This is a genomic window from Collinsella aerofaciens (assembly GCF_040910325.1).
GTDB lineage: Bacteria > Actinomycetota > Coriobacteriia > Coriobacteriales > Coriobacteriaceae > Collinsella > Collinsella aerofaciens_BL.
Genome location: NZ_JBDGAV010000002.1, coordinates 9,433 through 22,488, shown reverse-complemented (window position 1 = coordinate 22,488; position 13,056 = coordinate 9,433). Strand labels below are relative to the sequence as shown.

The 13,056-nt window shown below is 60.2% G+C and carries 11 protein-coding genes; 6 read left to right on the top strand and 5 right to left on the bottom strand.

The features are described from left to right. Positions 1 to 322 precede the first annotated feature (322 nt). From AB5Z25_RS01270 to AB5Z25_RS01250, 5 genes are all read right to left on the bottom strand, one after another. Positions 323 to 1,411: a M24 family metallopeptidase gene (locus AB5Z25_RS01270; RefSeq protein ID WP_368134601.1), complete on the bottom strand. Its 1,089-nt coding sequence runs from the start codon at positions 1,409 to 1,411 to the stop codon at positions 323 to 325. A gap of 217 nt (positions 1,412 to 1,628) precedes the next feature. After that, the gene (locus tag AB5Z25_RS01265) at positions 1,629 to 2,795 is read right to left on the bottom strand and encodes an IS110 family RNA-guided transposase (protein WP_225093809.1); all 1,167 of its coding nucleotides are present in this window, start codon (positions 2,793 to 2,795) and stop codon (positions 1,629 to 1,631) included. Positions 2,796 to 3,501: 706 nt separating this feature from the next. Further along, the gene (locus tag AB5Z25_RS01260) at positions 3,502 to 3,900 is read right to left on the bottom strand and encodes a DUF1667 domain-containing protein (protein ID WP_368134600.1); all 399 of its coding nucleotides are present in this window, start codon (positions 3,898 to 3,900) and stop codon (positions 3,502 to 3,504) included. Positions 3,901 to 3,903: 3 nt separating this feature from the next. Further along, complete coding sequence (locus AB5Z25_RS01255; protein ID WP_368134599.1) at positions 3,904 to 5,247, bottom strand: NAD(P)/FAD-dependent oxidoreductase; 1,344 nt, start codon at positions 5,245 to 5,247, stop codon at positions 3,904 to 3,906. A gap of 1 nt (position 5,248) precedes the next feature. Further along, positions 5,249 to 6,706, bottom strand: a complete 1,458-nt coding sequence (locus AB5Z25_RS01250) for an NAD(P)/FAD-dependent oxidoreductase (protein ID WP_368134598.1) — start codon at positions 6,704 to 6,706, stop codon at positions 5,249 to 5,251. Between the two features lie 302 nt (positions 6,707 to 7,008). Between AB5Z25_RS01250 and AB5Z25_RS01245 the strand changes: the two genes are divergently transcribed. The 6 genes from AB5Z25_RS01245 to AB5Z25_RS01220 form a co-directional block, all read left to right on the top strand. Next, positions 7,009 to 7,440 carry a double zinc ribbon domain-containing protein gene (locus AB5Z25_RS01245; protein WP_195535418.1) on the top strand — a complete coding sequence of 144 codons (432 nt, stop codon included), beginning with the start codon at positions 7,009 to 7,011 and terminating at the stop codon, positions 7,438 to 7,440. Between the two features lie 218 nt (positions 7,441 to 7,658). Further along, on the top strand, positions 7,659 to 9,422 hold the full coding sequence (thrS, locus tag AB5Z25_RS01240) for a threonine--tRNA ligase (RefSeq protein ID WP_368134597.1): 1,764 nt from the start codon (positions 7,659 to 7,661) through the stop codon (positions 9,420 to 9,422). A gap of 325 nt (positions 9,423 to 9,747) precedes the next feature. Continuing rightward, positions 9,748 to 10,338, top strand: coding sequence for a hypothetical protein (locus tag AB5Z25_RS01235; protein WP_271737856.1), 591 nt, complete (start codon positions 9,748 to 9,750; stop codon positions 10,336 to 10,338). 84 nt (positions 10,339 to 10,422) lie between these two features. Continuing rightward, the gene (locus AB5Z25_RS01230) at positions 10,423 to 11,172 is read left to right on the top strand and encodes a sugar transferase (protein ID WP_368130108.1); all 750 of its coding nucleotides are present in this window, start codon (positions 10,423 to 10,425) and stop codon (positions 11,170 to 11,172) included. Continuing rightward, positions 11,173 to 12,276 (top strand): glycosyltransferase family 1 protein, encoded by a 1,104-nt coding sequence (locus AB5Z25_RS01225; RefSeq protein ID WP_195645084.1) that lies wholly within the window; start codon positions 11,173 to 11,175, stop codon positions 12,274 to 12,276. It begins immediately after the preceding gene. A 9-nt stretch (positions 12,277 to 12,285) separates the two neighbouring features. Continuing rightward, positions 12,286 to 13,056 (top strand): polysaccharide pyruvyl transferase family protein (locus tag AB5Z25_RS01220; protein ID WP_368134596.1); only part of this gene is annotated, 771 nt, incomplete at its 3' end.

The following is a 13,056-nucleotide window of genomic DNA, read 5'->3' as shown; positions in this document are numbered from 1 at the left end:
ACGGACTGTTTTACAAGCCAGAAGCCTCAAACAGTCCGTATATCACCGCAACTCAAAAGCAGCTAATTTGGGATGGGGCTTTTTGGCTGCCCTGTGCCCCGAGCTGACTCGTTTGCCACGAAATGGGCCCATCTACTACGTTTGACCGGTAACCCTCAACCATGCCGGGAATTACAAAAATAAAACTGCAGGTAGACGGCTTGCTGGTTTTCAAAAAAGACCCGCATGCTCGACCCATGCGGGTTAAACGTAGTAGATGGGCCGTTTTCGTGGCGCGGCGTAATCGCAATATGACAAAGGGGCTGTCCCTTTGTCATATTGGCTAGTCTAGGCGGACTGGGTCGTGGGGGTAGGCGTTGAGAATCTCGACGCCGGACTCGGTGACCAGGACCAGGTCTTCGATGCGGACGCCGGTGCGGCCGGGGAGGTAGATGCCCGGCTCGATGGAGAACGTCATGCCCGGCTCCACGACTTGCTCGTTGACCAGCGATACGTCGTCCGGTTCATGGTCCTGCAGACCGATCGAGTGACCCAGGCGATGCGTAAAGTACTTGCCGTAGCCAGCATCCTCAATCACGTTGCGCGCGGCTCGGTCCAGGTCGCACATGCGCACGCCCGGTGCGATGAGCGCCTCGGCGGCCTCGTTGGCGCGGCGCACGATGTCGTAGATGCGCGCCGTCTCCTCGTCCGGCTCGCCCCAAAAGAACGTGCGCGTCATGTCCGAGCAGTAGTTGCGATGGCGTCCGCCAATGTCGAACAGCACCACGTCGCCGCGCTTGAGTGCCGTATCGTCGGGCTCGTGGTGCGGGTCGCCGGCGTTGGCGCCAAAGCTCACGATGGGCGGAAAGCTAAAGCCCTCGCAACAGTGCTTGCGATACAGATTGAGCATCTGGTCGGCAATCTCGCGTTCCGTCACGCCCTCGTGGACGAGCTTGATAACATCGGCCATCACGGCATCGTTAGCGGTCGAGGACGCGCGCATAAGCTCCTGCTCGGCGGCATCCTTGTAGGTGCGTGCGGCGGTGACGGCAAAGTCACCCAGGAAAAACTCGCTGGCTGCGTGGCGCTCCATGAGCGGCATCAAAAAGCCAGAGCGCATGACGGTGTCGATGCCGAGTGGTTTGGTCGGATCGACTTCGCGAGCGATGGCATCGGCCACGACATCGTTGTCGGTGTGATAGGCGATGCGGGCATTGTCATACTCGGGCAGCTGATGCAGCGCGTTGACCAAGATCACGGGCTCGCCGCCGCGTGCGAGCAGCACGCCACAAAAACGCTCGAACATATCGGCATAAAAGCCGGTCAGGTAATAGATCGACCATGGGTCGTTTACGAGCAGCTGTGCGCCGGGGTGCTGAGCCTCGAGCGCATCGAGCACGCGCGCCACACGCTGGTCATCGACATGTGCCATACATCGTCCTTTCGTTAGGGTGCCACCATGGTATCCCCAATGCCAGGGTAGTCAATTTGCGTCGGGGCTATTTTAGCTGCGTCCAACATGCGGAATGATTTTTCTGGGACGTGTCTCTATAGTTTTGTCAACTGCGTGCTTCGCGCCATTTCGGCATGACGCATCCGGGCATCTGGCGCCCCCGCTTGGTTTCCTCTTCGGTTGATCCCGCCGCCCGCTAGGCCGCGTACGGGACGGCGTCGCGCATGATCGCGTAGATGACCTTGAGCCTCTTCCTCGCGACCGCCTTCAGCGCCTTGCTGTGCCTCATCCCCCTCGCCCTGCACTCCCCGTAGTACCTCCCGAACCTGTTGTCCGTGCCGATGAGGGAGTTGCAGCTGAATATGAGCAGGTTCTTGAGCCGCCTGTTCCCGCCGTGCTGAGGCGACGTCGACCTGATGCTGCTCCCGGAGCGCCTGTCTGACGGCGCCACGCCGCAATAGCTCGCGAGCTCGTCGTGCCCCCTGAACGCGGATATGTCGATCGACGTCACCAGCGCCGCGGCGGTCTTGGGGCCGATCCCGGGCACCGTGAGGAGGCACTCGTAGACCTCGTCGCCCGCCAGCGAGTCGGCCACGAGCGAGTCGAGTTCCTCGATGTCGGCGTCGAGGGAGGCTATCTCCCGGGCGAGTATCCGGACCGCGACGTCCTCGCCGGCCGGGAGCCGCCTTCCCGAGCGCGACGAGGCCAGCAGCGCCTCCCAGAGCCTCCTGGCCCCCGCCGCGGGGGCGCCCGCGCGCCTGGCGGCGTTCGAGAACCTGCGCCAGCCGGCGGCCGAGCACCCGGCGGCCCCGCCGAACTCGGCCAGCATCGACACCTGCCAGCGGCTCGACGGGTCGACCGCGCCCTCGAGCGCGGGGTCGGCCTCGAGCAGGGTCGCGCGCAGCCTGTTCTTCGCGCGGGTCCTGGCGGACGACGCAAACTCGCGCTGCGACGACAGGATCCGCAGCGAGGCGGTCCCCTCGGGCTCCTCGGGCGCCGGCCTGAGGGCGCGGGGCACGCCGAGCGCGGTGCGCGCGATCACCTCGGCGTCGATGGCGTCGGTCTTCGCGATGCCGGGGAACATCCCGCGGGCCTGCTTCTCGGCATATCCGGGCAGGTAGGCGCAGGGGTTCCCGTGCGCATGGGCGCGCGCGAGGACCAGTGCGCCGATGTTTCGCTTCTGGTCGACGACGACCAGCGCGCCGGAGCCGGCCCGCTCGAGCAGCCGGTCGATGTCGTCGGGCCTGTTTGCCAGCTCGGCCCTGAAGGCGACGCCCCCTCCCGCATCGAGCGCGCACGCGCTGTGCGAGCTCTTCCCGACGTCGATCCCCAGGTAGGCCACGGGCGTCTCTGCTGCAGGCATGGTGTATCCTCTCCCTTGAGCCGGCCGTTAGCCGCGGAAGCGACACCCACATTACCCCGCCGTGGCCCGGTCCGGGCCCGGCACATCTCTATCAGTCGTTCCCCGCGGCCCCTCCCGCCCCGGCGGCAACACGTCCCGGGCCCTCTACGGGGCAGGGGCTGACGGCCGTCCGGGGCGGTCGGCCAGCGACCACCGGTACGGCTCAATCGTATAACCGTGCAACGGAAAAGAGCCGCCCTTTCGGACGGCTCAAACTGTAATGGGGATGAAATAATCATTCGGCACCCAATGATTATTTCATCCCCGTCCCAGAAAAATCATTTGAGCGAACGTTCGGGCAAAAGTAGCTAAAAGAGGCCCCTCCCAAATGGGCTGGTTTTTAAAAGTATGGCGGATTACGGGGCTGGACCTGTATTACTTGACCATGGGTAAAATCGCGAAAATCAAACCGCAGGTAGACGGATTATCAAAAATCGAAAAATGCCGGCATGGATGGGGATCTCCGAATTGGCCCCGTAATCCGGCATAGTTTTGAAATGGTACTAAAATAGTCAAAAGCTAATTACCGATTCGAAGGATAGTTGCGGTGGAATAGTTCCTGGATGCCGGGGTTTTGGCGGAAATCAGGAACTATTTCACCGCAACTGAGGTCGGGGATGGGGTGGATGGTGGGATAGCTAAAAGAGCCTCGTACTAAATGAGCTGCTTAGGCTGGGTCGATGTCCATGCTGGCGATGAGGTCGATGCCCGTGTTGAGGAGGTTGGGGAGGACGACGTTGCCCATGCGGATGGGGGCGTTGACGACTAGGTCTCGGATTAAGTTCATGGCTTGGGCGTGGAGCTCTAGCGGGATGGCTTCAGCGGTGCGCACGGGGAGCAGGGCTTCGTCGCCGCCGGATACGGCCACGGTGGTGGTGAGCACGCGCATGGGGCAGGTGAGTTCCTGGTGTGCGAACTTATCACCGCGCGGGCAGCTGTTGCCGGTCACGGAGCGTACCTCTGCCACGGCGCCGTCTGCGTCGCGCTCTACCTCCACGGTCAGGAGACACTCGGATGGGCAGGTGGTGCAGTTGAACTGCAGCGTATCGATTGCGTTATTGCTCATGAGCTATGCCTTCTCGATGGGATCGACGGACAGGACAATCTCGCTGGCACCCAGGTCGAGTGCGCGTTGAATCACCTTTGCCGGCAGCGGGAAGCTTTCCATCACGCTCGGTTTAAACGGGCGGATCTTGCCTGCAAACAGTTCCTCGTTGCCTGCCAGAATGCGCACGCGGGCGGCGTCGACCGGCCGGCGTACACGGAAGTTGAGTTTGGTGAGCGCCATGGCCGTAATGCGTCCCGGCAGCGCGTAGCCCGCGATACCGGCAGGGGAGACCGTGAGTTCGCAGCCAGGCGTCACACCCGCGCCGCCACCCAGCGCCCACGCCGCCGCAGCTGCGCCAGCCCCCTCGGACTCGGTCGTCACGTTGTCGGCCAGGTCGTGCACGTGCAGGACGTTGCCGCAGGCAAAGATGCCCGGCACGCCCGTCTGCAAACTCTGGTCCACCACGGCGCCGCGCGTGTGTGGGTCAAGCTCTACGCCTGCGGCAACCGAAAGCTCGTTCTCGGGAATCAAGCCCACCGAAAGCAGCAGTGTGTCGCACGGAACAATGCGCTCGGTCCCCGGAATGGGCGCCAGGCGCTCGTCGACCTGGCTCACCTCGACGGCTTCCACGCGGTCGTGCCCGATCACGCGCGTGACCGTGGTAGACAGATGCAGCGGAATGTCAAAGTCGTTCAGGCAGTTCTTCACATTGCGGCGCAGGCCGTTGGCGTATGGCATGATCTCGTACACGCCCTCGACCGAAATCCCCTCGAGCGTGCAGCGGCGTGCCATGATAAGCCCGATGTCGCCGGAACCCAAAATGACGGCGCGCGAGCCGGGTTTGAGGTTCTCGATATTGATGTATCGTTGCGCCAGGCCGGCCGTAAACACGCCGGCGGGACGACTGCCGGGGATCTTGATCTCGCTGCGGGTGCGCTCGCGGCAACCCATGGCAAGGACGACCGCGCGCCCGGTGAGCTGCAGTATGCCGGCAGGGCTCATAAGCGTGACGGTATGGACTGCGGTGTCTTCCGTAGGCTCGCCTGAATCAATCCCAAGCACCATACTGTTCAGGAACAGCGCAATGTCGGTTGCGTGCACCTGGTCGATAAAGCGCTGCGCGTACTCGGGACCGGTGAGCTCCTGCTTAAAGTGAGACAGGCCAAAGCCGGGGTGGATGCACTGGCGGAGGATGCCGCCCAGGTGCTGCTCACGTTCAACGATGGCCACGCGCGCGCCGGCCTTTTGCGCGGCCAGCGCGGCCGCCATGCCGGCGGGTCCGCCACCGATGACGACCACGTCGAAGGCTTGCGTTGCGACGGCGCTCGCCTCCGCGCGTCCGTCGCGCATATCAAACGTTGCCATCCTAGCGCACCCCCTTTAGCGGTCCCTCAACCAACCAAGATCCGGTATCCTCCAACAGCACCTCGCTGGGGTCGCAGCCCAGCTCGCGCGCGATGATCGCCACCACGCGGCTCTGGCAAAAGCCACTCTGGCACCGACCCATGCCGGCCCGGCAGCGGCGCTTGACGCCTTCGACCGAAACCGCGCCCGGCTGGCGTCGGATCGCGGCCACGATTTCGGCCTCGGGCACCGTCTCACAGCGGCAGACAATCTGTCCCCACGCGGGATCGGACTCGATCAGCTCCTCCTTGCGCGCCAGCGGTGCGCGGTCAAAGTCGTCCGGCGCGCGGCGAATTGGGTTCCAGTCCGCCCGCTCGTGCAGCTCCACGCCCGCCTTGCGCATCACAAGCTCCATGCGCTCGGCAATGGCCGGCGCGCTTGCCACACCCGGCGACTGAATACCCGCCGCCTGGAACAGCCCCGGCACCACGGCCGACTGCCCAATAAAGAAGTCGTTCGTACCCTGAATGACCGGACGCCCGCCGGCAAACGCACGCACCACGCGGCGCGTATCCAGGTCGGGCACCAGCTTGCGCGCGCCGGTCAGGAGCGCGTTGACATCGCCCGCGTAGGTCTGTGTATCGCCCGGCTCACGCACGGCGGCGGTCGCGGTAATCACGGTGTTGCCGTGTACGGTACCCGTGACGATAACGCCCTTCGATATCGGCGTCGGCACCGGGTAGAGCGGCATCAGCGCGCGCGGTTCCTTGTCCAGCACCACGATGTTGCCCTGGCGCCAGACCATCTGAAACTCCTCGGCACCGGCCATATGCGAGATGTCCGCGGCGCCGTTGCCTGCGGCGTTGATCAGGTAGCGGCAGTGCACGTCTCCTGCGGGCGTTGCCAGCGTAAAGCGCGCGGCTCCGTCATCCGAGCCGGCAACTTCAATTGCCTCTACTGGTGCAGACCGCATAAACGTCACGCCGTTGGCCACGGCGTTCTCCAGCGCGGCGATGGCAACCTCAAACGGGTCGACAAACCCAGTCGAGGGGCACCACAGCGCGCACGTTGCAGAGGCACTGGCGCGCGGCTCTAATTCGTGGATACGGTCGGGTCCGACGATCGACAACTCGGGCACGCCGTTTGCCAGGCCGTTGCTGCGAAGCTGCTCCAAGTGCGCGCGGTCCTCGTCGTTAAAGCCCAACACCATCGACCCGGTGCGGCAGAACAGAAAGCCTAGCTCCTGCGCCCACGTACCGTACAGCTCGCAGCCACGGGCGTTGACCTGTGCCTTTACGGTGCCCGGCGCCGGATCGTAGCCAGCGTGCACCAGGCCGCCGTTGGCCTTCGACGCGCCCAGCGCAATATCGTTAGCCGCCTCGACCACGCAAATGGACAGTTCAAATCGCGCGAGCTGCCGTGCGATGGCGCATCCGGTGATGCCCGCGCCGACAATCGCGATATCAAACGTTTCTGTCACAGTGCCTCCCAGACGAGTTGACAGGCTGTCAATAAGACCATCCTACGGTCTACATACCCCCAGCACGGCGGCAATGCGGCGAACAGCCCCGCAACACCCGCCAACGGCAGACGAGGGGAGACCCGGCACGGATGCCGACCTCGTTAGACCGCGGCGCGGGCACCACCATCCAAGCTCGCGGTCGATGTCGCCGCCCGCTGCAGATTGAGATGTTTCTATCCGACCATGCCTGCGACCTGCCAAATCGTTAACCCCCGTGTTACACTAACTCGAGCTGTAACTACCCCGAAAGGTACACCCCAATGTCCAAGTACATTTCTGAGCTCATGTCGCCGCAGCTTATGGGCGTCGTCTATGCCTTCGTTGGCTTTATCGTCGCCCTGTATGTGCTGTCGGTCGTCTATGTGTTCATCGACGCTCGCCGCCGCGGCGCCAGCGCCTACGTGGCATGGGGCATCATCGCCCTCATCCCGTTTGTGGGCCTCATCGCCTACCTGGTCCTGCGTCCGCACTCCTACGCGGCCGACCGCGAGGAGCAGGAGCTGGACATGGCCCTGCGCGAGCGCCAGCTTGCCCAGTACGGCACCTGCCCGCAGTGCGGCGCCCCCATCGAGAAGGACTTCGTCGTCTGCCCGGTGTGCGACACTCAGGTTCGCAACGTCTGCCCCAGCTGCCATCGCCCGCTCGATGCGCACTGGAAGGTCTGCCCCTACTGCCGAACTCGCATCCAGTAACGCATCCATCGCCGGGCCGGCCGCAAGCTGCGGGCACGCCGCAAGCCACATGCGCACCCCGCCCACACGATGAAGCATGCGTAGAAAATCGCCCGCCGTGCCATTAAGGTGCGGCGGGCGCTTGTATACCAAGGCAACCTGCCTATAATGATGCAAGTTAAAACGCCGAGCGCATCGCACGCACTTGCATCAGGCATCCGAGAGGAGAAAACATACCCATGAAGGCACTCTACAATGACGGTTCGGTGGCCGAGCTCCCGCAGGACGAGGTCACGCACGTCATCCGCCACTCCGCCGCGCACATCATGGCGCAGGCCATCAAGCGCCTCTATCCCGAGGCCGACTTTGCCTACGGTCCCGCGACCGACAACGGTTTTTACTACGACGTCGACCTGCCCGAGGGCGTCAAGATCAGCGAGGACGACTTCCCCGCGATCGAGGCCGAGATGAAAAAGATCGTCAAGGAGAACCTCAAGTTTTCCGTGTACGAGAAGCCCCGCGCCGAGGCCATCGCCCTTATGGAGGAGCGCGGCGAGAAGTACAAGGTCGAGCACATCGGCGACCTGGACGACGACGCCCGCATCACCTTCTACCAGCAGGGCGACTACATCGACATGTGCGTCGGTCCCCACATCTGCTACACCAAGGCCCTCAAGGCCTTTAAGCTCACCGGCGTCTCGGGCGCCTACTGGAAGGGCGACAAGGACAACAAGATGCTCACCCGCATCAACGGCGTCGCCTTTGCCACTAAGGAAGAGCTCGACGAGCACATGCACATGCTGGAGGAGGCCAAGAAGCGCGACCACCGCAAGATCGGCCGCGAGATGGACCTCTTTATGATGCGCGACGAGGCCCCCGGCTTCCCGTTCTTCCTGCCCAACGGCATGATCCTTAAGAACACGCTGCTGGACTACTGGCGCGAGATCCACCACAAGGCCGGCTACGTGGAGATCTCCACGCCGCTCATCATGAACAAGCAGCTGTGGAAGACCTCGGGCCACTGGGACCACTACAAGGACAACATGTACTCAACCGTCATCGACGACGAAGAGTACTGCATTAAGCCCATGAACTGCCCGGGCGGCGTGCTGGTGTACGCGAGCAAGCCGCACTCATACCGCGAGCTGCCTATCCGCGCCGGCGAGATCGGCCTGGTGCACCGCCACGAGCTGCGCGGCGCCCTGCACGGCCTGTTCCGCGTGCGCTGCTTTAACCAGGACGATGCCCACCTGTTTGTGCGCCCCGACCAGTTGACCGACGAGATCGTGGGCGTAGTCAACCTCATCGACTCCGTGTACCAAAAGTTTGGCTTTAAGTACCACGTAGAGCTTTCCACCCGCCCCGAGGACTCCATGGGCTCCGACGAGGACTGGGCGCGCGCCGAGGAGGGTCTGCGCACCGCTCTGGAGCAGCTGCACATGGACTACGAGGTCAACGAGGGCGACGGCGCCTTCTACGGTCCCAAGATCGACTTCCACCTGGAGGACTCGCTCGGTCGCACCTGGCAGTGCGGTACCGTGCAGCTCGACTTCCAGATGCCGCTCAACTTTAACCTGGAGTACGTGGACGCCGACGGCACCAAGAAGCGCCCCATCATGCTGCACCGCGTTTGCTTTGGCTCTATCGAGCGCTTCATCGGTATTCTGATTGAGCACTTTGCCGGCAAGTTCCCCACCTGGCTGGCTCCCGTACAGGTCAAGGCACTTCCCGTCTCTGAGAAGAGCCGCGACTACGCCCACGAGGTTTGCGCCAAGCTGGAAGAGGCCGGCATTCGCGTGGTCTGCGACGACCGCGACGAGAAGATCGGCTACAAAATCCGCGAGGCCCGCAGCATCGATCGCGTACCCTACATGCTCATTCTGGGCGAGAAGGAGGTCGAGGCCGGCAACATCTCCGTCCGCGATCGTTCCAACGAGACCGTTCAGATGAGCGTTGACGAGTTTGTTGCGAAGGTGCTCGAGGAGATCAAGACCCGCGCCTAAGGCAAGCTTCACAACAATTAACAAAGGCGACCGTCCGCAAAGGCCGGTCGCCTTTTTCATGCCGAAATAAGAAAAGCCGCTGGTTGAGCGGCTTTTTTTGTTGCACAAAAAGGTACAGGTTTTTGTATCTTTCGACAGATGACATTATACGAGCAATTAATCAGCGTTTGCCCAGATTACGCAAAATGTACTGACATTAGGTGCATCTCCATACCCCTCTATAAAAACCTGTACTTTTGCGACTGCGCCTAGCTGCGAGCGAGAAGCCTGTTCTAAACGCCCCTGCATTTGCGTGCATCGCAAAGCCAAAAGAGGGGGCGAGAACATGGAACAGACGGCACGGCGCCAAGAGCAGCTGCCGGGCGCATTTAACGGCGCCACCACCAACAGCCAGCACGGCCGCGTCCGCTGGTATCTGGTCCATACCCCCCATGGAAAAGAGCGCGAGATCTGCGAAAAGGTTCGCCGCATTATCCCGCACAACCTTATGCAGGACGCTTTTGTAATGCAAAAGGAGTTCTGGTTTAAGCGGGACGGCGCCTGGTCGCTCCAAACCAAACCCATGTACAAGGAATATTTTTTCGTCGCCACGCACGATGCCGCCGCGCTCGATAGGGCCTTGGCCCAGTTGAGCTTTGGCTGTCGCATCGCCGGAAGTAGGGAGCGGGCGTACATGCCCATGCCCGACGATGCGCAGGACTGGTACCGCAGCGTGTTGGACGACGACGGTGTTGTGCGCAACAGCGTAGCGCGCATAGAAGACGGCGTGTTGCACATAGAGCAGGGTCCCTTGGTGGGGCAAGAGGCCCGCGTTAAAAAGATCGACCGCCATAAACGCTGGTGCCTGGTAGACGTGGGCGAAGGTAACTCCGCATTTAGGGAGCTGCTACCGCTCGACGTTCCCAGCAAAACGTAAGGGAGACGTCGCACTGGCAATTCGTTCGCATTTTTGAATTTACCGATTGGGGGATCCCTGGGGAACGGGGATGTATTTTTGACTGTGGCTGCTAAAGAAGTAACAAAGAGCTGTGCGCCTGCGGGGGCGGCACTGATTGCCCAGGCCATGGACCGGCGCGAGGGCGCCGGCCGTTACAAGGCCATGCAATCCATCATGGACTGGGACCGCTCGCGCTTGGCATATAGGGCAGTGAAGCGCGCATTCGACATCGTGTTCAGCGGTGCCGTGCTCGTCGTCATCGCTGTGCCCAGCCTGGTGCTGGCCGCGGCCATCCGACTGGAGAGCGAGGGCAGCCCCTTCTATAGTCAGATCCGCGTTGGCCGCACCCGTCCCGACGGTAGTTTGACTACCTTCCGCATGTGGAAGTTCCGCTCCATGTACAAGGACGCCGACGAGCGCCTCGCCGAGCTCAGGGAGCAGAACGAGATCGCCGGCGCCATGTTCAAGATGAAGAATGACCCGCGTGTCACCAAGATTGGAAAGTTCATCCGCAAGCACTCCATCGACGAGTTCCCGCAGTTCCTGAACGTGTTCATGGGTCAGATGTCCGTCGTCGGCCCGCGCCCGCCGCTGCCCAACGAGGTCGCGGAGTATACCGAGTACGACCTGCAGCGCTTGGCTGTGAAGCCGGGCATTACCGGCTGGTGGCAGGTGACTGACCGCAACGATACCGACTTCGACGGCATGGTCCGCCGTGATTTGGAGTACATCGCCAAGCGCGGCCCCATCACGGACTTGAAGATTGTTCTCCTCACGGTCGTTGAGGTCTTTACCGGTGGAGGTGCTTGCTAAATGACTGAACCGGTTAGGGTGGCTCAGGTTGTTGGCAAGATGGTTGGTGGCGGCGTCGAAGCTGTCGTTATGAATTACTATCGTCACATCGATCGCGGTAAAGTGCAGTTTGACTTTCTTGTTGATTCCGATTCGACGCTTGTTCCCCGTGACGAGATCGAATCGCTCGGTGGCAGGGTCTTTGAGATACCGCCCTATCAGCATGTAGCTGAATACCAGCGAGAGCTTCAGCGTCTCTTTAAGCAAGAGGGCTGGAAGATTGTCCATAGTCACATCAACGCGCTTTCGGTCTTTCCTCTTCGTGCTGCGAAGAAGGCGGGTGTCCCCGTGCGTATCGCCCATAGCCACTCTACGAGTGGTAGGGGTGAGTATGCCAAGAATGCCCTGAAGGCCGTGCTGAAAACGCAATCAAACCGGTATCCGACTCACCGTTTTGCATGTAGTAAATTCGCTGGTGAATGGTTATTTGGATCGAGTTCTCAATTTGTAGTCATGCGTAATGCTGTCGACTTGTCTGTTTTCGCGCCAGATGATGAGGATCGCCTAAGGACGCGGCGATCGCTTGGTGTTGCTGATGGACAGCTTCTAATTGGGCACATTGGTCGTTTTACAGAGCAGAAGAATCACTCATATTTGCTTAATATATTCGATCAGGTTTTAAAGATTCGTAATGATGCAGTTTTAGTTTTGGTTGGTTCTGGTCCGTTGGTTGAACAGATAAAGGACCAAGCTGATTGTCTGGGGATTAGCCATTCTGTTCGGTTTTTGGGCACTAGAAGCGACGCAGCATCTTTATATCGAGCATTTGATGTTTTCTGCCTGCCGAGCCTGTATGAAGGCCTCCCAATGGTCGGAGTTGAATGCCAGGCATCGCATACACCCATTCTTGCGTCTGATACCGTTACCTCTGAGACCGCTGTTACATCCATGATGCAATTTGAATCACTTTCTAGCTCCTGTATAAAGTGGGCCGAAAGACTTATTGAGTTGAGCACAGAGGTCTTCGCGCCTGGCGACGATGCCGGTTTGCAGGTATTTGAAATTAATGCTGCGGCCAGAGTGTTATTGGATTGTTATATGACCTATTTAGGTTCTGTTGATTAAGGGGATAGCTTGACTATTACATGTTCTAAGCGAGTCGCAGTCGCGTCGTGTCATGACAAAATCAACTTTGGCAGCGTTCTTCAGGCGTACGCGACCCAGCGTGCCCTTGAGGAGCTGGGAGTTGAAGTCAATACTATTGATAAACGTGGCCTGGGTCATGCTATTTCTGAAGGACGCAATGATTACTATCTTGAGCATCTATTTGATGTAGATCTTTATCGTGCAAAGCTGGGTTTTGTAAAGCATCGCATCAAGCAGAAGCTTGATGCTGACTTTGGAAAGAAAATGGCAAAGAGGAAAAGTGCATTTTCATCTTTCGAGTCAACACATTTTAGTTTTACTCCTCAAGCCGCTTCGTTTGAAGAACTTGGGGCGCTTGTGGCTGATTATGACAGCGTTGTTGTTGGCAGCGATCAGCTTTGGCTGCCTGTTAACATTGCTGGTAGGTACTTTACACTATCTTTCGTGCAGCCTCCTGTCCGCAAGGTGTCTTATTCCACTAGTTTTGGAGTATCTTCCCTTTCTGAAAAATATCTTCGTAAAACAAAAGATTTTCTTTCCGATTTTTCGGCCATTTCTGTTCGCGAGGATACGGGAGCGGATTTGGTAGAGAAAGCTACGGGCGTCCGATGCTCTGTTGTATGCGACCCTACGATGCTGCTGGCTAGAGATCAGTGGGCAAGCCTTGCTTGTTCCTCTTCGATTGACGTTCCTGACGAGCCCTATGTTTTCTGCTATTTCATGGGTAAGAATGCATGGAATCGTGAATGTGCCCAAGAG

Bases quoted from the DNA above. Each gene is read 5' to 3' on its own strand.
- AB5Z25_RS01270 (WP_368134601.1), bottom strand. From the start codon at position 1,411: ATGGCACATGTCGATGACCAGCGTGTGGCGCGCGTGCTCGATGCGCTC.
- AB5Z25_RS01265 (WP_225093809.1), bottom strand. From the start codon at position 2,795: ATGCCTGCAGCAGAGACGCCCGTGGCCTACCTGGGGATCGACGTCGGG.
- AB5Z25_RS01260 (WP_368134600.1), bottom strand. From the start codon at position 3,900: ATGAGCAATAACGCAATCGATACGCTGCAGTTCAACTGCACCACCTGC.
- AB5Z25_RS01255 (WP_368134599.1), bottom strand. From the start codon at position 5,247: ATGGCAACGTTTGATATGCGCGACGGACGCGCGGAGGCGAGCGCCGTC.
- AB5Z25_RS01245 (WP_195535418.1), top strand. From the start codon at position 7,009: ATGTCCAAGTACATTTCTGAGCTCATGTCGCCGCAGCTTATGGGCGTC.
- thrS (WP_368134597.1), top strand. From the start codon at position 7,659: ATGAAGGCACTCTACAATGACGGTTCGGTGGCCGAGCTCCCGCAGGAC.
- AB5Z25_RS01235 (WP_271737856.1), top strand. From the start codon at position 9,748: ATGGAACAGACGGCACGGCGCCAAGAGCAGCTGCCGGGCGCATTTAAC.
- AB5Z25_RS01225 (WP_195645084.1), top strand. From the start codon at position 11,173: ATGACTGAACCGGTTAGGGTGGCTCAGGTTGTTGGCAAGATGGTTGGT.